The sequence below is a fragment of the Cognatishimia activa genome (assembly GCF_026016445.1).
GTDB classification, from domain to species: Bacteria; Pseudomonadota; Alphaproteobacteria; order Rhodobacterales; family Rhodobacteraceae; genus Cognatishimia; species Cognatishimia activa_B.
The window spans coordinates 1,367,352-1,384,703 of the sequence record NZ_CP096147.1 but is presented as its reverse complement, the minus strand read 5'-3'; the positions used below and the strand labels follow the sequence as shown (position 1 = coordinate 1,384,703).

Below are 17,352 nucleotides of genomic sequence, written 5' to 3'. Positions count from 1 at the left end.
CTAAATCGCGCACGATGCAGAACTCAACTGTGCGCATCATGCTTCGGAGATTCCAGAATCAGACTAACTTTGGTCTCTCATCTCAATCAGTTCAGACACAGCCTTTTCTGCGATGTCTAAGCGGAGGAGATACTTACCGGATGCGACTACTAAGTCAGGCGTGATAATCCCCGCCGCAGAAAGTGTTTGACGAAGATGAGTCCCAGACAATGGAATGTAATCGGGATCTTCACCTGAGAACTTGTTATATAGCCTTCCCCCGATCCAGCGGCTTCTCCGTTGGGCAGCTTTCGATGTATGGCCTCGGAAGTGGAGTATTTGAATGAGACCTTCGATATCATGAGGATATAGATCAGCCGCTTTACTTGCAGCCGATATTAAAGGACCCAGTCCTGCCGAAGAAGCTTGATTAATACCGTTTTGGGCATTCGTGGGCCCCGCAAGAATTTTTAAAATTGGTTTGGCCATACAACAAAAATCTTGGAAGCGCGATCCGCAGTCACTGTAGTATAATATTTTCGAATAGTGCTCTTTAATCTTCTAACTATTCCCACGCCCATTAAACCGACCCGCGTCTTCAGCGGCGCGGCGGATGGCGTTGGATTTGTGCACGGTCTCCATGTATTCGGCTTCAGGGTCGCTGTCATAGACAACGCCGCCACCGGCCTGAACATAGAGCTTCTTGTCTTTCACAATCGCTGTGCGGAGCGCGATGCACATATCCATGTCGCCGCCGGCGCTGAAGTAGCCAACACCGCCGCCATAGACGCCACGTTTTTCAGGTTCGAGCTCGTCGATGATCTCCATCGCGCGCACCTTTGGGGCGCCAGAGACCGTGCCCGCTGGCATGCCCGCAAAGAAGGCTGACAGCGCGTCCTGATCATCGGCAAGTTCGCCTACAACGTTGGACACGATATGCATCACGTGGCTGTAGCGCTCGATGATGAACTTTTCGGTTGGGCGCACGGTACCGATTTTGGATACTTTGCCTGTGTCGTTGCGGCCCAGATCCAGCAGCATAAGGTGCTCTGCGAGTTCTTTTTTGTCCGCCAGCAGGTCCGCCTCATTGGCGCGATCTTCTTCTGGCGTCGCTCCGCGCGGGCGGGTGCCTGCGATCGGGCGGATGGTGACTTCGTTGCCAAAGACGCGCACCAGAATTTCCGGGCTTGCGCCAATCACCTGATAGCCGCCGAAGTTGAAATAGAACATGAAGGGCGACGGGTTTGTGCGACGCAAAGAGCGGTACAGCGCAAAGGGCGGCAGCGGGAAGTCATGCGTCCAGCGCTGTGCAGGCACGACCTGAAAGATGTCACCGGCTTTGATATATTCCTTGGCCTTATCGACGGCTTCCATATAGCCCGATTTGGTGAAGTTGCTGACGGGCTCGCCCACCTGCAGTTCTTCGCCCAGATCACGGCTTGCCTCTGGCATGGAACGCTCAAGATCACGCACCGCATCCATCACACGTTCACCGGCCTGTGCATATGCTGCGCGGGCAGATTGGCCTTCGGCCACCCAAACAGGGGAGACAACAGTGACTTCGCCTTTGACGCCATCCAACACGGCTACGACGGATGGGCGCATCATGCAGGCATCAGGCAGGCCAAGTGGGTCTGGATTCACATTTGGTAGATGTTCCACCAGACGGATCATGTCATAGCCAAGGAAGCCAAAGAGACCAGCTGAAGCCTGCGGCAAGTCATCTGGTAGGTCGATTTTGCTTTCGGCAATCAAGGACCGCAGGTTTTCAAGAGGATCGCCATCCTGATTTTGAAAGGCATCTCCATCAAAACGCGCCTGACGGTTGATCCGGCTTTGCTTGTCATGACACTGCCAGATCAGATCAGGCTTCATGCCGATGATGGAATAGCGCCCACGCACTTCACCACCGGTTACAGACTCCAGCATGAAGGCGTCTTTCTGAGCGCCCGTCAGTTTCAGCATCAGGGACACAGGCGTGTCGAGATCTGCTGCTAAGCGGGTGTAGACCACCTGATTTTTACCAGCCTTATAGTCGGCTTCAAAGGCGTCAAAGGAAGGAGTTAGTGCCACGATGTTCCGTCCTTAGTGAAGCTGTGAATGCACGGCTGCCAAAGCGTGTTGATCGATCTCGATCTCAGCATTGGAGCGCACGAAGTTGGCATAGGCGTCCAGAATATCTTGGGTCAGGGATTGGCTCACCTGTTGGCCCACGAGGTTCTGGATGGTTGTGTTTTCACCAGACTGAAGATCGGCCTCAGCCACCTCATCAAGCTCAACGATCAGGTAAGACCCAGCGCCTTCAACCGCGCGCAGCTCTCCTTCGGCCATCTCAAAGATGGTTGGCAGCAAGGTTGCTGGCACATCTGGGATGAAATCATTGCGGGTCACGTCTTGTTCCTGCTGAACCACTAGGCCCAAGGTGATGATGTCGGCGCCAGCTTTCATCTGATCAATCAGAGTGTTGGCTTTGGCTTCCAAAGCGGTGGCGATCTGATCGGCGCGCCATGCGGCTTCTACATCTGCACGCGCGTCCTCAAACGGGGTAGGCGCAGCTTCTGATGTGCCATCCAAACGCAGCGCGAAGATACCGCCATCATCAAGGCTTGCGACTTCTGGGAAATCACCGTCTTGCACGGCCTGAGCCGCGGCGCGGAAATCGGTGTAACCTACGATCGCTTCGTCAGAGCCTGTGTGGAATTTAATGGTTTCCAGAACCAGATCAGTTTCTTCCGCCACTTCTTCCAGGGTCGCACCACCGGCAAGAAGGTCGTCGACAGTGTTGATTTGCGCGTCAATCACGCGGCGAGCGCGATCCACGGCCAGCTCGGCACGCAGAGCGGTTTTGGCTTCTTCAAACGAGGTGCTCTGCGCTTCCAGTACGGCGTTTACCCGGAAGAGAGCCGGGCCAAGATCAGTTTGGAGCGGACCAATCACCGCACCGGTTTCTGCCGCAAAGACGGTTTCGCCTGCGCCAGCCAATGCCGCCAGTGTCACGTCGCCCATGTCGACATCCGCGAGATCAAGACCACGTGCTTCGACTTGTGCTTCAAAAGTGCTTTCACCTGAAGTGATCTGTGCCAGCGCCGCCGCAGCCTCGTCAGAGGTGCCATAAACAAGACGTTCAACGAGACGGCGTTCCGGCTGGTTAAACTCGGCGTTGCGATCGTCGTATTGCGCTCTCAGGCTGTCTTCGTCGACTTCAACGGTGTCCAGCAACATGGATGGTGCAACCCATGCATAGGTGATGTCGCGTGTTGCAGGCTGCATGAAGCTTTCGACGTTCGCGTCATAGAAGGCGCGCAGGTCAGTTTCACTCGCTTCTGTGATTTCAGCGTCGAGGTTCTCTTCGGTCAGGATCGCGTAAGAGAAGCTGCGGTTTTCACCCAGGAAACTTGTCAGTGCGGCTCCATATGCTGCTGGCATTTCGATGCCACCCACGATGGCAGATTGTAGCAGGGTACGTGCTGCGTCTTCACGCAGAGAATCTTCAAAATCGGTTTCGTTCAGACCTGAGTTTTGCAGTGCAAAGCGATAGGCTTCGCGATCAAATGAGCCATCAAGACCCTGGAAGGCAGAGATGTTCAGGATCTGATCGCGCAGGTTCTCATCGCCCATGGAGAGACCAAGACGCTCTGCTTCACCATCCAATGCGCGCTGGTTCACAAGACGCGCAAGTACCTGTTGCTGCAGGCCAAATTGCTGGGCCTGAGCAAAGGTGATGCGCTGACCTGTTTGCGCCTGGATCGCGTCGAGTTCTTGCTGCACCGCGCGGAAATAGTCGTTTACGTCAATGGATTTGCCATCCACATTGCCGACCGATTGCACAGCCCCGCCCAGGTTGGTGATGCCAAATCCGCCAAGGCCCAAAATCAACATGCCCATTAGGATCCAAACCAAGGTTTTGGAGATAGAATTTTGTTTGGACATTTGAGACCTCTATCGGGTTTTGACGTTGCTGCACAAAATGGTTTCGGATGTCTACGACGGGCTGGGGAGGGGGGCAAGCGCTAACATGCTGATTAAGCAGTCTGCGCTGGATGCAGCCCTGTTTTTTAGACCTGTCCCAGCCAAGCGGGAGCGAGAATGTCGAGATCAGCTTTTCGGGTGATAAGCAGCGAGCCGATTGAAAAGCTCTTTGATCTGTTCACCATCCACATTGGCAAAGGCCAATCGTAATTGACGAGCGCCGTCTATGCTGCCTTCAGGATGAAACATGGTGCCGGGCAGGGCAAGGACATGTGCTTCGTCCACGAGCTCCTGAGCCAGTTGATCTGACGGCAGATCAAATGGATGTTTCAAATAAGCGAAATAGGCCCCAAGCCCAAGCAGTTTCCATCCCGCTCTTTCCAGTATTGGCATGTTGGAAGCTATCGCTGCGCGGCGCGAGAGGATTTCATCTCGTTCACCGGCCAGCCATTTGCCGAGATTCTGCATGCCCCAGAGAGCGGCATGTTGACCAAGCTGATTTGGACAGATGGTCACCGTATCCAGGAATTTTTCTATATCTTGAAGCCGCCCTTCACTGGTGACAATCGCGCCAACGCGGTGTCCGGTTAACCTGTAAGCCTTTGAGAACGAATAGAGTTGGATCAGTGTTTGAGGCCAATCGGATTGCTTAAAGAGCTCATGAGGAGCTGCTGACCGGCTGTCAAAATCGCGGTAGGTCTCATCGATGATGAGCGCGATACCGTGTTTTTTCGCCAGCAAATAGAAGTCCATTACAAGTGACGCAGGATACTCAACACCGGCTGGATTGTTGGGTGTGACCAAAACAATAGCGCGGGTTTTTTCACTGATCAGAGATTCCGCCATCGCAATGTCAGGCAACAGGCCCGCACCCGATGGCAAAGGCACGGCAGAGACCCCTTGCATATCGAGCCACATTTTGTGGTTGAAATACCAAGGGGTCGGCAGAATGATCTCGTCCCCCTGGTTGGTCAAGCTTGAGATGGCAGCGGCGAAGGCTTGGTTGCAGCCTGAGGTGATCCCCACCTGTTCCAGCGTGATTTGACCGCCGTAGTTCTGGCACCACTGTTGCGCCAACTCGCTGCGCAGTTCCGGCAATCCCAGAACGGGACCGTAAATATGTGCTTCTGGGACTGACAGGGCAGTTTCAGCGATTTTCTCGCGCAGCGCTTTCGGCGGCGGCTCAATCGGGGCCGCCTGACTCACATTAATGAGGGGCTTGTCTTTGGGAAAAGGTTTGCCCGCAATCCAGCGCCGGGCTTCCATGACCGGTGGTAGAAATGTCTGAGAAGTACGGCTGCCTGTCATTTGCGTCGCTATTGCTTAGTCGGTGCCACGATAGGGTTGTACATATTGCAGCGCCATATCCCATGGGAAGAAAATCCATGTGTCTTGACTTACACCCGTGATGAACGTGTCAACCTGCGGCTCACCCATCGGTTTTGCGTAGACCGTTGCAAAATGCGCCTTGGGATAAAGCTTGCGGACAAGTTCCAGAGTTTTCCCGGAGTCCACCAAATCATCAATGATCAGAACGCCTTCGCCGTCACCCATGATCTCGTCAGACGGGGATTTCAGAACCTGCGCTTCGCGACGTTGTGCTGTATCGCCGCCACCGGCGCTGTAGGATTTTACGCTGATGGTATCCACGACACGGATATCGAGTTCGCGCGCCACGATCATCGCAGGGGCCATGCCGCCACGGGTGATCGCCACCACAGCCTTCCACGCGCCGTCATCTGGACCTTTACCATCGAGGCGCCATGCCAGCGCACGGGCATCGCGGTGCAATTGATCCCAACTGATGTGGAAGCCTTTTTCATGGGGCAGACGATCGTTCATCTCATATTCCTTTCTAGCGTCCGTTGCTCAAGTGCGATCGAGCAACAGGCGAATGCCAAGCGCACCCAAGACAAGCGCGGCGACTCGGTCAAATATTGGTTTGAGAAGCAAATAGCCGGATTTTGACCTTTTGGTCGAGAGTAGGAGCGCAAATCCTGTGTAGAAAGCCAGTTCGATGCAAAGATGATTAAGAACAATAAAGCCTTTCTCAAACAGATTGAGATCATTTGGAAAGATTACGAGAAGCACAGCAGATGCGAAAAGCACAGATTTTGGATTGGCCAAATTTACTGAGAGCCCATTAAGGAAGCTTCGCCGAGCCAGCTGAGACGGGTCTTCGCTGATGGGCCGTTTGGCGGATCGCCAGGTGTTATATGCGATCCAAAGTAGATACAGCGCGCCTAGGATTTTCATGGCAGCATAGGCCCAGGGGAACAGAAGGAACAGGCTTTCCAACCCAAGCAGTGCCAGCGCTGTCCAGCTCGCCGCCATGAGGCCAAGACCCATACCTGTCAGAATGCCCGCACGCCGTCCTTGCGCCATGCTTTTTCGCAGGGCCACCAGCATGGCCGGGCCGGGGCTAAGAATGGCGGCGATCAACGTCAGATTAAATGCAACTAGATGGTTCAGTTCCATGTCAGCTCCGTAAAGTTGGTTGCTGCAGGGAAGGGCGCGACAGGACAAATGTCAAAGAAAAACGGACCGCAGCGAGGCTGGGTCCGTCTTAGTGTTCGCTTTTTTGGCGGAGATCACTTCTTGCTGGCGTCGATGTCAGGAGCGTCGACCGCTTTCATACCAACCACGTGATAACCAGAATCTACGTGTAGATTTTCGCCTGTCACGCCGGAAGCCAGATCGCTCAGCAGGTAGAGAGCAGAGTTGCCAACATCATCGATGGTCACAGTGCGGCGCAGCGGAGAGTTATATTCGTTCCACTTCAAAATGTAGCGGAAATCGCCAATGCCGGAGGCCGCCAGTGTTTTGATCGGACCGGCGGAAATCGCGTTTACGCGGATACCGTCTTTACCAAGGTCCTCCGCCAGATATTTTACGGAGGCTTCAAGAGCGGCCTTTGCAACACCCATGACGTTATAATGCGGCATAACTTGCTCTGCACCGTAGTATGTCAGCGTCAGGGCAGAACCACCTTCTGTCATCAGCTTCTCGGCGCGCTTCATGACGGCTGTGAAGCTGTAGCAAGAGATGTCCATGGTCATCAGGAAGTTGTCGCGGCTGGTGTCTACGTAACGGCCGCGCAGCTCGTTTTTGTCAGAGAAACCAATGGCGTGCACGATGAAATCAATCTTGCCCCATTTTTCTTCAATCTGAGCGAATGCAGCATCAATGGAGTCAGGATCAGACACATCACAATCGATCAGGGTTTCAACACCGAGTTGGTCGGCCAAAGGCTGTACGCGCTTTTTGAAGGCGTCGCCCATATAAGAGAAAGCCATTTCCGCACCTGCTTCTGCACAGGCTTTCGCAATACCCCAAGCGATCGATTTGTCATTCGCCAGGCCCATAATCAGGCCGCGTTTGCCTGCCATCAGATTGTTTGACATTTGGACAACTCCGTCCCTTATTTCGTTTGACGCACCTTTAGGCGATAGCCCCTTTGGCATCAAGTCCACTAGAGCGGGTTAAGAGCTTTCATGGCAATGGAGAAACACATGTCAGATCGTACCGGAATATTTGCTGGTGATGACCCGTTTGAGATTACACGCGCCTGGCTGGCTGAAGCTGAGAGGAGTGAGCCCAACGATTCCAATGCCATTGCATTATCCACGGTGGATGCATCGGGCATGCCAAACGCACGTATGGTGCTGTTGAAAGAAGTCGAAGATGCAGCTTTTGTATTCTATACCAACTATGGCTCAGCCAAAGCGCGGGAAATCGAGCAGGGTGGCAAGGCGGCTTTCGTAATGCATTGGAAATCTTTGCGCCGTCAGGTGCGAGTGCGGGGGCTTGTCGAACGCGAAGATGGCGAACAGGCTGATGCATATTATGAGTCGCGCTCGCTCAAGAGCAGATTAGGCGCCTGGGCCAGCGATCAATCTCAGCCATTGGATTCGCGTGCGTCTCTGGTGGCCAAGGCTGCTAAAATGTCGACTAAGCACGGTTTGAATCCGAAACGTCCTCCGTTTTGGGGGGGATATCGCATCACGCCAACGGAAATTGAGTTTTGGGCAGATGGGGCATTTCGCCTCCATGACCGCTTTGTTTGGCGTCGCGCAACCCCCTCTGATGCATGGGAAATTATACGTTTGAACCCTTGACACTCACGTCACGTAAAATGCAAGTCTATGAAACGCTTACGATTTTTTCCTTGCTGTAGGTGGGGATTTATCGCAGAAGAAACATGCCCTGGGGATGGGGTAACGTATGGTAAGGCATAGAAATGAATAATGTGACTGCCCACAAGATCGACGGGCAGGTGAAGTGGTTCGATCCTGTGAAAGGGTTTGGTTTTGTTGTTGCATCAGGCGGCGGGCCGGACATTCTTTTGCACGCCAATGTGTTACGCAACTTTGGGCAGAGTTCGGTGGCGGATGGGGCCAACATCGAACTTCTCGCACAGGAAACACAGAGAGGCGTACAAGCCGTCGAAATTCTAAGCATACATGTGGCAGAATCAGAGGATTCCGTTCCGCTTGCAGATTTCGAAGAACTTGATGCGCCTGATGTCAAAAACCTGCCGCTGCAGCCGGCGCGCGTAAAGTGGTTTGATAAAGGCAAAGGCTTTGGATTTGCCAATGTCTTTGGGCGCGAAGAAGACATCTTTGTTCACGTGGAAGTGTTGCGCCGCCAAGGCTTGGCAGAGTTGCAGCCCGGAGAGGCGCTTGCTATCCGTGTGATGGAAGGGCGACGCGGACTTATGGCCGCGCAGGTCTGCTCTTGGGAGAACGCACTCGATAAGGAAGACTGACATGTCGCTTCGCCAAGGTTTGCTCTCAACAGCTTTGGCGATAATCTTATCAGTTCTCAGCGTTATTGCAGCGACTGCAGCCTGTAGCCCAAATACCGTGCATTTGCGTGGGGATTGGGGACAGGCGCGATTTACTGTTGAAGTTGCGGATAATGCCGCTGAACGTTCAAGAGGCTTGATGGGACGCCCGTCGATGCCAATGAGCAGCGGTATGCTGTTTGTTTACCATCAGACAAAACCTCTTGCGTTTTGGATGCGTAACACTTTGATTCCGTTAGATATGATCTTCCTGGATGAAAACGGGGTTGTTGTGCGAGTGCATCATAATGCGGTGCCATTGGATGAAACGCCAATTCCGAGCGGCGCGCCTGCGCGCTACGTTCTGGAAGTCAATGCAGGCCTATCGAAGGCCCTGGGTATCAATGCGGGCAGCGAATTGCGCCACCCGTCGATCCTTCAAACCAACGCTGCCTGGCGTTGTTCCGAAGCAAGCTAAAAAAATCGCAGAAACTGAACTTTAGGTCTTTTCATTCCAGCGCTTAGAGACTAATTCCCCCGTCACGGTCCGGGGCGTAGCGCAGTCTGGTAGCGCACCTGTTTTGGGTACAGGGGGTCGTGAGTTCGAATCTCGCCGCCCCGACCACTTTCCACCAAATAATCTTAAGACCCACCCTGAGGGGTCGGCAGCCTGAACTTGAGGAATGTTTGATCGGCGTGGCTGACATCTCCAATAAACTCTGCGCCGTAGCGGCTTAAAGCGCTCAGATTTTTGCGTGATGGGGCCAGCAAGAAAGTGACTTCGGAAATATCTGGGTGTTGTACCGCGTAACGCAGCGCCTGATGCGCGATCTTTAACCCGTGACCGAAATGATCAGGATGAAGGACCAAACCAAAGTCCCATTCCTCAGCCTCCTTCTGAAACCCTCCCCAGCCGAGGTATGTGTCGCCTGAAAGTATTCCCCAGTGCCCCAAGCCGTCTTTTGTCCAGCATGCCTCTTTGGAGGCGATAAGGGCCTCGACGTCGCTGTCCTGCCAACTCGTCTTCGTCATAAGGGGGAGGTGTTTGGCAACACGCGGATCAGACATGTGCTCGCGTATAGCAGCGGTTGGAATTTCCGTCAGACGCAAAAATCTATAGTTGTTGGTCATAGCTAGGAGTTATCAACTGTATTGGGCATTGGAATGTGCCTTGACCTAGTTATCCTAGAGCTTTCAGAAAAGTCGCGTCTTTGTTTTGCGGAATTTTGGGAACAGGGCAAAAATCACACTTTTTCCTCTTTCCTTTCCGCGCGCTGATGTTTAAACGGTGCGAACGGTCCGGGGCGTAGCGCAGTCTGGTAGCGCACCTGTTTTGGGTACAGGGGGTCGTGAGTTCGAATCTCGCCGCCCCGACCACTTTCCTCACATTGAAGACCCAGCTTTTACGTGTTTTGATGCGCGTAAGTTTTACGCAAAGTTGAGATAATTGGTGCCGCGACAGAAAAGCTGCAGGTTTCGAAGCATAGCTTTTTCTCACGTCCTGTATGCATCTGGTTATTAATGCGGTGTTAACCCCTATATCTGGTGTGTTGCGAGGCATTGATCCCGACAGTTTTGTTTTTTTCTTTTGTTATAAGGGCTTCTGAAAAGGACCTGAGTCTTAGAACCTTTGCCACAAATATGAAGGTATTCTTAAGAATCGTGAGGAGGGGGCTATACCCTCGGATTTAGGAATTCGGTCAACAGGAAATAGCCGAAAAAATCTCAAATAAATTCGTTGACCAAATCGGTGAATATACGTCAGATTGTATGGGCGGATCAGATGGCCACCATATATAGTGGGTATAGCGACCGCAGAGGGACTAAACACAACAAGACGTTGCCCAGGGATTTCTCTGGCTTCAGCGCGCGCTATTAGGCGCACGCCCGGTAGAGTTTTGACCGGTAAAGTTTGACCACTGCTCGCTGCCTGGATGGCTCTGTTTCGTATGTAGATTAGAGTAAGTTCAAGACTTCGGGGCAGAAATGAAGATCGAGCGTAAATTTACCAAGGCAGACCAAGACGCATACGCGGACCTAGATTTTATCACCACTACATCAGAGATCAGAAACCCGGATGGGTCGATTGTTTTTCAGGCAGAAAATGTCGAAATCCCCGCGAAGTGGAGCCAGGTCGCCTCTGATGTAATTGCGCAGAAGTACTTCCGTAAAGCCGGTGTGCCTTCCAAGCTCAAGAAAGTGAAAGAAAAGGGTGTTCCAGAGTTTCTGTGGCGTTCTGTACCTGCTGATGGCGCTGAAATGGGCGGAGAGGTCTCTGCCAAGCAAGTCTTTGATCGTCTCGCAGGCGCTTGGGCATATTGGGGCTGGAAAGGTGGCTATTTCTCCACCGAAGACGATGCGCGGTCTTACTTTGATGAGATGCGCCACATGTTGGCCTCCCAGCGTGCTGCGCCTAACTCTCCACAGTGGTTTAACACAGGCTTGCACTGGGCATATGGCATCGATGGGCCAGCACAGGGCCACCATTATGTCGATTACAAAACTGGCAAGCTGACCAAATCGAAGAGCTCCTATGAGCACCCACAGCCTCATGCCTGCTTTATTCAGTCCGTGTCAGATGATCTTGTAAACGAGGGTGGCATTATGGACCTCTGGGTCCGTGAAGCGCGTCTCTTTAAGTATGGATCAGGGACCGGCACAAACTTCTCTAGCCTGCGCGCGGATGGTGAAGCGCTGTCTGGCGGCGGGAAGTCTTCTGGCCTTATGGGGTTCCTGAAAATTGGTGATCGCGCAGCGGGTGCGATCAAATCAGGCGGGACAACCCGTCGAGCAGCGAAGATGGTGATCTGTGATGCCGATCACCCGGACATCGAAGAATTCATCAACTGGAAAGTGAAAGAAGAGCAGAAAGTGGCGTCGATCGTCGCGGGCTCTAAAGTTCACGAAGAGAAGCTGAATGAGATTTTCTCAGCCATTCGCAGCTGGGACGGGTCCACCGAAGATGCGGTTGATCCAAAGAAAAACGATCAGCTGAAAACAGCGATCAAAGGGGCGCGGAAGTCAAAGATTCCAGAGACTTACGTGAAACGTGTGTTGGACTATGCCAAGCAGGGCTACGCCAGCATCGAATTCCCGACCTACGACACTGATTGGGACAGTGAAGCATACGCCTCTGTGTCGGGTCAGAACTCCAACAACTCCATCCGCGTGACCGATGCCTTCCTGAAGGCTGTGGAAACCGATGGGGATTGGGAGCTGATCCGCCGCACAGACGGGTCTGTGGCAAAGACGATCAAAGCGCGTGATCTGTGGGAGCAGGTGGGGCATGCTGCATGGGCCTGTGCAGACCCGGGCATCCAATTCCACGACACAGTGAATGCATGGCATACATGTCCGGAAGACGGTGAGATTCGCGGTTCGAACCCATGTTCTGAGTATATGTTCCTCGATGACACGGCGTGTAACCTCGCATCGATGAACCTGCTGACCTTCCTGAAGGATGGTAAGTTCCAAGCCGAAGACTATGTGCACGCGACCCGTCTGTGGACCGTGACACTTGAGATTTCTGTGATGATGGCGCAGTTCCCATCCAAGGAAATCGCGCAATTGTCTTATGATTTCCGAACGCTAGGTCTGGGCTATGCCAATATCGGCGGTCTTCTGATGAACATGGGCATGTCCTATGACAGTGAAGATGGCCGCGCACTGACCGGTGCTTTGACCGCGATCCTGACCGGTGTATCTTATGCGACTTCCGCGGAAATCGCGGGCGAGCTAGGGCCGTTCTCTGGTTACAAGCGCAATGCAGACCACATGCTGCGCGTCATTCGCAACCACCGCAACGCGGCTTACGGCGCATCAGATGGTTATGAAGACTTGGCAGTGAAACCAGTGCCGCTGGATTTGGCCAATGTGCCAGACCAAGACCTTGCGAAATTGGCGATGGCGTCTTGGGATGAAGCGCTCGCACTAGGTGAGAAACACGGCTACCGCAACGCGCAGGTCTCTGTGATTGCGCCAACCGGCACCATCGGTCTGGTTATGGATTGCGACACCACCGGGATTGAGCCTGATTTTGCACTGGTGAAGTTCAAAAAACTTGCCGGCGGCGGCTATTTCAAGATTATCAACCGCTCCGTGCCGTCCGCGCTGGAAAAGCTAGGCTATGGTTCAGCACAGATTGAAGAGATCATCTCTTACGCAGTGGGTCACGGCACATTGGGCAATGCACCAGCGATCAACCCAACAACGTTGAAAGGCCATGGATTTACGCAGGCTGAACTCGATAAAGTCGAAGGTGCTCTCGCAACAGCCTTTGATATCCGCTTTGTTTTCAATCACTTCACGCTGGGTGAGGAGTTTGTAACTGGCACGCTCGGTGTTCCAGCAGCGAAGCTGATGGACCCAGAATTCAACCTTCTAAGCCACCTGGGCTTCTCCAAAGCAGACATCGACGCGGCCAATGACCATGTTTGCGGCACGATGACCCTAGAAGGCGCCCCGCATTTGAAAGAAGAACACTTGCCGGTCTTTGACTGTGCAAACCCATGCGGCAAGAATGGCAAGCGCTTCCTTTCCGTGGATAGTCACATCACCATGATGGCGGCAGCACAGTCCTTTATCTCTGGCGCGATCTCTAAAACGATCAACATGCCAAATGATGCAACCATCGAAGACTGCCAGAAAGCTTACGAGCTCAGCTGGTCCTTGGGTGTGAAAGCCAATGCGCTGTATCGTGACGGATCGAAACTCTCTCAACCTCTGGCTGCAGCACTGATCGAGGATGATGAAGAGGCAGAAGAGATCCTCGAAAGCGGAACTCCGCAGGAAAAAGCGGCGGTTCTGGCAGAGAAGATCGTCGAAAAGATCGTCATCAAAGAGGTCTATAAGGCTGACCGCGAGAAAATGCCTGAGCGCCGCAAGGGCTATACACAAAAGGCCATCGTTGGCGGTCACAAGGTCTATCTGCGGACTGGCGAATATTCTGACGGTTCGCTTGGCGAGATCTTCATCGATATGCACAAAGAGGGTGCAGGCTTCCGGGCAATGATGAACAACTTCGCCATCGCGGTCTCGGTTGGTCTTCAATACGGCGTACCTCTGGAAGAGTTTGTAGATGCCTTTACCTTCACCAAATTTGAGCCTGCGGGCATGGTGCAGGGAAATGACTCTATCAAAAATGCGACATCTATACTTGATTATATCTTCCGTGAACTGGCTGTTTCTTATCTAGATCGAACAGATTTGGCTCACGTGAAGCCAGAAGGCGCATCCTTTGATGATCTGGGCCGTGGCGAAGAAGAAGGCGTTGCGAACGTAAAAGAGCTGAGTGAGAACGCTGCAACACGGTCTCTTGAGATGCTCAAACAGGTCTCTTCTACGGGCTATCTGCGCAAACGTCTGCCACAGGAACTAATGGTTCTAAACGGTGGTATGGATGCTGAGGTGGCGCTGAGTACATTGGTGCCAGAAACAGCAGAACCTGCGGCGATGACGTCAGGTACAGCCGTTGCATCCGGCACAATGACGATGGATGAGCGCACCAAGGCCAAAATGCAGGGCTACGAAGGCGATCCCTGTGGGGATTGTGGCAACTACACGCTTGTGCGCAACGGGACATGCATGAAGTGCAACACCTGTGGTGCAACATCAGGTTGTAGCTAAGAGCTAGGACCAGGAACACCTGGGGATGGCCTTCGGGCCAGACCCGTCCCCCGGCGGAGGGTTAATTCCGCCACGAATTCTAGGGTGGGTGCGCTCACCCGGAGACGACGCTTAGGCCGCAGGCATAAAACTTCGAGCGGTACAAAGAGTGAGCTTAAGCGGCGAAACTTGGGGGGCGAGGCCCCCCAATTTTATTTCCAGATTTTAAATGCCATAAAATTGTCTCAATTTCTTTCAAATTGAGCCTTGATGACCCTTAGGTTGTGTGATGCGGCAGTAGATCGCTTTTTGGTGAAACGAAGGGGTATTGAGCATGGCACATCCGACGGACGGCTACTACGAAGTCAATTTTGCGAGCAACGTAGGCAATGTAGGCGCAGGTAAGCTCACCATGAAAGACCTGACGATTTCAGGTGTGGATGTTGGTTTTCTTTATGACGGCGCATTCCAAGAGCTGAAAGACGATGAATACACAGGACATGTTGAGCTGAGACAGCACAACAAAGACATGGAGTCGGTCTTTGGTGATTTTCAGACCTATAAACTCATGCTGAAAGGGCAGATCCGAGACGGAAAAGCGGAACTGTCTGCAACGATGGTTGGTCAGGAAGACCTGAGCCTGTCCGTTCAAATGTCACGGGTAAGCACACACCGTCGTCCACGCGGATTCTAAATAGGCCGGGGGACACAACAGTGACCCCCGACCATAAAACAATTCACTCATTACGGTCGTGGCAGGTGAATGTTGAACATCTCACGCAACTCGGAATCGAGAAGGATATCAAAGGCCGCTGCTGAAGGCCGGCCAAGGATTTCATTTTTGCGTGCTGTGGCAGCTTCGATCAGATCTGGCTTGCCTTGCTCTTCCCATTCCTTAGGTGAGGTTCGGCTGGCAAGACTTGGATAAACAAAGTCTTTTTGCATTCTAGATAGGGTTTCATCTGTGCCCAGATAGTGCCCCGGACCACCAATGCAGACCTCTCTGATTTGCTCAACTGCGAGCGTGGTGTCATTAACTTCGATACCACGTAGGCAGCGCATTGCGTGACCAATCAGGTCATCTCCAAGAATTAAGCTTTCATGGCAGAAACCAAGAAGCGATGCGTGCATACCCGCTGCTTCGTAGACCATATTGGTGCCGGACAGGGCGCTCATGACGTTTGAACACATCTGCTCCCAACCTGCCTGCATGTCTGGCAATTTTGAGTCGGTCATGCCGTTTGGTGATCCGCCTGGAATGCCATAGAACTGATGCATTTGCGCACAGGCTGCAGAAAGCAGCGCTTGTTCGCCAGAACCTGACGTCATAGCGCCGGTGCGCAGATCGAGACCAAAGGGCCATGTACCAAAGATGGCAGGGTGACCCGGTTTCACAGCGTTCACATAGACCAGACCCGCCAGACATTCTGCTACAGATTGAACGATCGCTCCTGCGATGGTGGAGGGAGCAGTTGCGCCTGACATGCAGGCTGAAAGAAGCAGAACAGGCATGCCCCCCAGAATGCAGCGCTCCATCGCTTCACAGCTCTCGGTCGCGAATTTCATCGGGGGAACAACAAAACAGTTGGTATTGGCCACGAAAGGACGAGCGCGCCATGCTTCTTCACCGCCCGCGATTTTATGTAGCATTTTCAATGCGTCATCTACAAAATCGGGCTCTGTGAAGGACGTGCCAATGTGTTTTGTTGTGCCGGAACAAGTCGCGTAGATCGTGTTCAGGTCCATCTCGCGATTGTCTAGGACATCACGCGCCACGATAGGGCGCTGGACAAAGTGGATGTTATCGAGTTGGTCGCAGATCTTCGCGGCATCGTGCAGGTCTTGTAGCGTACTATCACGATAGTTCCGGCCTTCGACGTCGACCATGCTGACGGCCGCACCAGCGGTGCCGAAGTAAACACGGGTGCCATTCAGCTCTAGATCATGTTTTGGATCCCGACCGTAGAGGGTGAAGGACTTGCAGGACTTCCCTAGAGCATCCTTAACAACCTCACGCGGGAAGCGCACGCGGCCATCGTCCCCCAGCACCGCGCCGACTTTTTTCAAATAGGCCACGCCACTGTCTGGCGTGTCAGCAAGACCGATTTCTTCCAAAGCGCGTAGGGCGGCTTCGTGGATGCGGTCTATATCCGATGGAGACAGCGGTTTACAGCTCCCGCCGGACATGCCGGGGTGGATGGCGCGCTGATCTTCTGTAAGGGCAGCGGCGCGGGCTTCGCGGCGGGCGTTGCGTCCGCCAGCGCGGCGGGTTTGAGTGCGAGTCATTGAGGTCTGTCCTGTGAGTGTATTGAGGTTTGCGTGTGGGGTGATTACGCCCACGGTCCTCCACGCGCGGCTTTACCGCGCTCCGCACCAATCGTGCGGCTCACTAGACAGATTTTCCAACGGTTGCCGATCATTGAGCTCTCCATGCTTTTCAGGATGCCGTGAGATACCGGAATCTTCTGATTTATTTGCGACCAATCCAGCGCAAAACCGACCTTACATAATCTCCTCGATTGAATTCCCCATCAAATACCTTGGCCCATGGCCCTTGGTTTTGATGCGATCCTGAGGATTGTAGAGTTTACAAGCCTTTAGCGAGAGACAGCCACAACCGATACAGCCATCCAACTTGTCTCTTAGGGCTTCCATCTGAGCGATGCGCGCCTCTAGATCGTCGCGGAATTGTTTGGACAGGCGCGTCCAGTCGGCTTTGGTCGGCGTACGATTGTCCGGCAGGCTCGCAAGCGCAGCTTTGATCTGTTTGATTGAGAACCCAAGTTGCTGCGCGATCATAATGAATGAAAGCCGCCGAATATCAGCCCTTTCATAGCGACGTTGCCCGCCTGCATTGCGGAAGGGTGCAACCAGCGATTCATCCTCGTAGTAGCGTATGGCGCTTGGTGCGAGGCCAGTTCGATCAGAAATCTGACCAATGCTCAGCCCTCTATTTGTTATCTGTCTGTTTTGCAATGATATTATCCGTTTGACTTAAAGAGTACTTGAGAAAT

At 53.2% G+C, this 17,352-nt stretch carries 14 protein-coding genes and 2 tRNA genes; 7 read left to right on the top strand and 9 right to left on the bottom strand.

Going from position 1 to position 17,352, the window contains the following annotated elements; genetic code table 11:
• Positions 1 to 540: 540 nt before the first annotated feature.
• From trpE to fabI, 6 genes are all read right to left on the bottom strand, one after another.
• Positions 541 to 2,052 carry an anthranilate synthase component I gene (gene trpE / locus M0D42_RS06830; protein WP_265020841.1) on the bottom strand — a complete coding sequence of 504 codons (1,512 nt, stop codon included), beginning with the start codon at positions 2,050 to 2,052 and terminating at the stop codon, positions 541 to 543.
• Positions 2,053 to 2,064: 12 nt separating this feature from the next.
• The gene (locus M0D42_RS06825; protein ID WP_265020840.1) at positions 2,065 to 3,909 is read right to left on the bottom strand and encodes a SurA N-terminal domain-containing protein; all 1,845 of its coding nucleotides are present in this window, start codon (positions 3,907 to 3,909) and stop codon (positions 2,065 to 2,067) included.
• A 165-nt stretch (positions 3,910 to 4,074) separates the two neighbouring features.
• Positions 4,075 to 5,256, bottom strand: coding sequence for an aminotransferase (locus tag M0D42_RS06820; RefSeq protein ID WP_265020839.1), 1,182 nt, complete (start codon positions 5,254 to 5,256; stop codon positions 4,075 to 4,077).
• A gap of 15 nt (positions 5,257 to 5,271) precedes the next feature.
• Positions 5,272 to 5,790: a xanthine phosphoribosyltransferase gene (gene gpt, locus M0D42_RS06815; protein WP_265020838.1), complete on the bottom strand. Its 519-nt coding sequence runs from the start codon at positions 5,788 to 5,790 to the stop codon at positions 5,272 to 5,274.
• Positions 5,791 to 5,817: 27 nt separating this feature from the next.
• The gene (locus M0D42_RS06810) at positions 5,818 to 6,426 is read right to left on the bottom strand and encodes a LysE family translocator (RefSeq protein WP_265020837.1); all 609 of its coding nucleotides are present in this window, start codon (positions 6,424 to 6,426) and stop codon (positions 5,818 to 5,820) included.
• 113 nt (positions 6,427 to 6,539) lie between these two features.
• A complete protein-coding gene (gene fabI / locus M0D42_RS06805) occupies positions 6,540 to 7,352 on the bottom strand; it encodes an enoyl-ACP reductase FabI (RefSeq protein WP_265020836.1) in 813 nt (270 codons plus the stop codon).
• Positions 7,353 to 7,460: 108 nt separating this feature from the next.
• Here fabI and pdxH point away from each other — a divergent pair, with 108 nt between their 5' ends.
• From pdxH to M0D42_RS06785, 4 genes are all read left to right on the top strand, one after another.
• Complete coding sequence (gene pdxH, locus M0D42_RS06800; protein WP_265020835.1) at positions 7,461 to 8,066, top strand: pyridoxamine 5'-phosphate oxidase; 606 nt, start codon at positions 7,461 to 7,463, stop codon at positions 8,064 to 8,066.
• Positions 8,067 to 8,188: 122 nt separating this feature from the next.
• Positions 8,189 to 8,716 carry a cold-shock protein gene (locus M0D42_RS06795; RefSeq protein ID WP_265020834.1) on the top strand — a complete coding sequence of 176 codons (528 nt, stop codon included), beginning with the start codon at positions 8,189 to 8,191 and terminating at the stop codon, positions 8,714 to 8,716.
• Between the two features lies 1 nt (position 8,717).
• Entirely contained in the window at positions 8,718 to 9,212 is a 495-nt protein-coding gene (locus M0D42_RS06790) for a DUF192 domain-containing protein (protein ID WP_265020833.1), read from the top strand.
• Positions 9,213 to 9,282: 70 nt separating this feature from the next.
• Positions 9,283 to 9,359: transfer RNA gene (locus M0D42_RS06785), tRNA-Pro, on the top strand.
• A 17-nt stretch (positions 9,360 to 9,376) separates the two neighbouring features.
• On the opposite strand, the gene M0D42_RS06780 is transcribed toward M0D42_RS06785, so the two are convergent.
• Positions 9,377 to 9,865: a GNAT family N-acetyltransferase gene (locus M0D42_RS06780; RefSeq protein ID WP_265020832.1), complete on the bottom strand. Its 489-nt coding sequence runs from the start codon at positions 9,863 to 9,865 to the stop codon at positions 9,377 to 9,379.
• Positions 9,866 to 10,034: 169 nt separating this feature from the next.
• Between M0D42_RS06780 and M0D42_RS06775 the strand changes: the two genes are divergently transcribed.
• From M0D42_RS06775 to M0D42_RS06765, 3 genes are all read left to right on the top strand, one after another.
• Positions 10,035 to 10,111: transfer RNA gene (locus tag M0D42_RS06775), tRNA-Pro, on the top strand.
• Between the two features lie 609 nt (positions 10,112 to 10,720).
• On the top strand, positions 10,721 to 14,359 hold the full coding sequence (locus M0D42_RS06770) for a vitamin B12-dependent ribonucleotide reductase (protein ID WP_265020831.1): 3,639 nt from the start codon (positions 10,721 to 10,723) through the stop codon (positions 14,357 to 14,359).
• A gap of 313 nt (positions 14,360 to 14,672) precedes the next feature.
• A complete protein-coding gene (locus tag M0D42_RS06765; protein ID WP_265020830.1) occupies positions 14,673 to 15,032 on the top strand; it encodes a GrlR family regulatory protein in 360 nt (119 codons plus the stop codon).
• A gap of 50 nt (positions 15,033 to 15,082) precedes the next feature.
• Here M0D42_RS06765 and M0D42_RS06760 read toward each other — a convergent pair whose 3' ends face one another.
• Both M0D42_RS06760 and soxR read right to left on the bottom strand, forming a co-directional pair.
• Positions 15,083 to 16,624, bottom strand: a complete 1,542-nt coding sequence (locus tag M0D42_RS06760) for a trimethylamine methyltransferase family protein (protein ID WP_265020829.1) — start codon at positions 16,622 to 16,624, stop codon at positions 15,083 to 15,085.
• A 216-nt stretch (positions 16,625 to 16,840) separates the two neighbouring features.
• Positions 16,841 to 17,314, bottom strand: coding sequence for a redox-sensitive transcriptional activator SoxR (soxR, locus tag M0D42_RS06755; protein WP_265020828.1), 474 nt, complete (start codon positions 17,312 to 17,314; stop codon positions 16,841 to 16,843).
• Positions 17,315 to 17,352: the final 38 nt, after the last annotated feature.

Bases quoted from the DNA above. Each gene is read 5' to 3' on its own strand.
- M0D42_RS06780 (WP_265020832.1), bottom strand. From the start codon at position 9,865: ATGACCAACAACTATAGATTTTTGCGTCTGACGGAAATTCCAACCGCT.
- M0D42_RS06770 (WP_265020831.1), top strand. From the start codon at position 10,721: ATGAAGATCGAGCGTAAATTTACCAAGGCAGACCAAGACGCATACGCG.
- M0D42_RS06790 (WP_265020833.1), top strand. From the start codon at position 8,718: ATGTCGCTTCGCCAAGGTTTGCTCTCAACAGCTTTGGCGATAATCTTA.
- M0D42_RS06810 (WP_265020837.1), bottom strand. From the start codon at position 6,426: ATGGAACTGAACCATCTAGTTGCATTTAATCTGACGTTGATCGCCGCC.
- M0D42_RS06825 (WP_265020840.1), bottom strand. From the start codon at position 3,909: ATGTCCAAACAAAATTCTATCTCCAAAACCTTGGTTTGGATCCTAATG.
- M0D42_RS06820 (WP_265020839.1), bottom strand. From the start codon at position 5,256: ATGACAGGCAGCCGTACTTCTCAGACATTTCTACCACCGGTCATGGAA.
- M0D42_RS06795 (WP_265020834.1), top strand. From the start codon at position 8,189: ATGAATAATGTGACTGCCCACAAGATCGACGGGCAGGTGAAGTGGTTC.
- fabI (WP_265020836.1), bottom strand. From the start codon at position 7,352: ATGTCAAACAATCTGATGGCAGGCAAACGCGGCCTGATTATGGGCCTG.
- gpt (WP_265020838.1), bottom strand. From the start codon at position 5,790: ATGAACGATCGTCTGCCCCATGAAAAAGGCTTCCACATCAGTTGGGAT.
- pdxH (WP_265020835.1), top strand. From the start codon at position 7,461: ATGTCAGATCGTACCGGAATATTTGCTGGTGATGACCCGTTTGAGATT.
- M0D42_RS06760 (WP_265020829.1), bottom strand. From the start codon at position 16,624: ATGACTCGCACTCAAACCCGCCGCGCTGGCGGACGCAACGCCCGCCGC.
- M0D42_RS06765 (WP_265020830.1), top strand. From the start codon at position 14,673: ATGGCACATCCGACGGACGGCTACTACGAAGTCAATTTTGCGAGCAAC.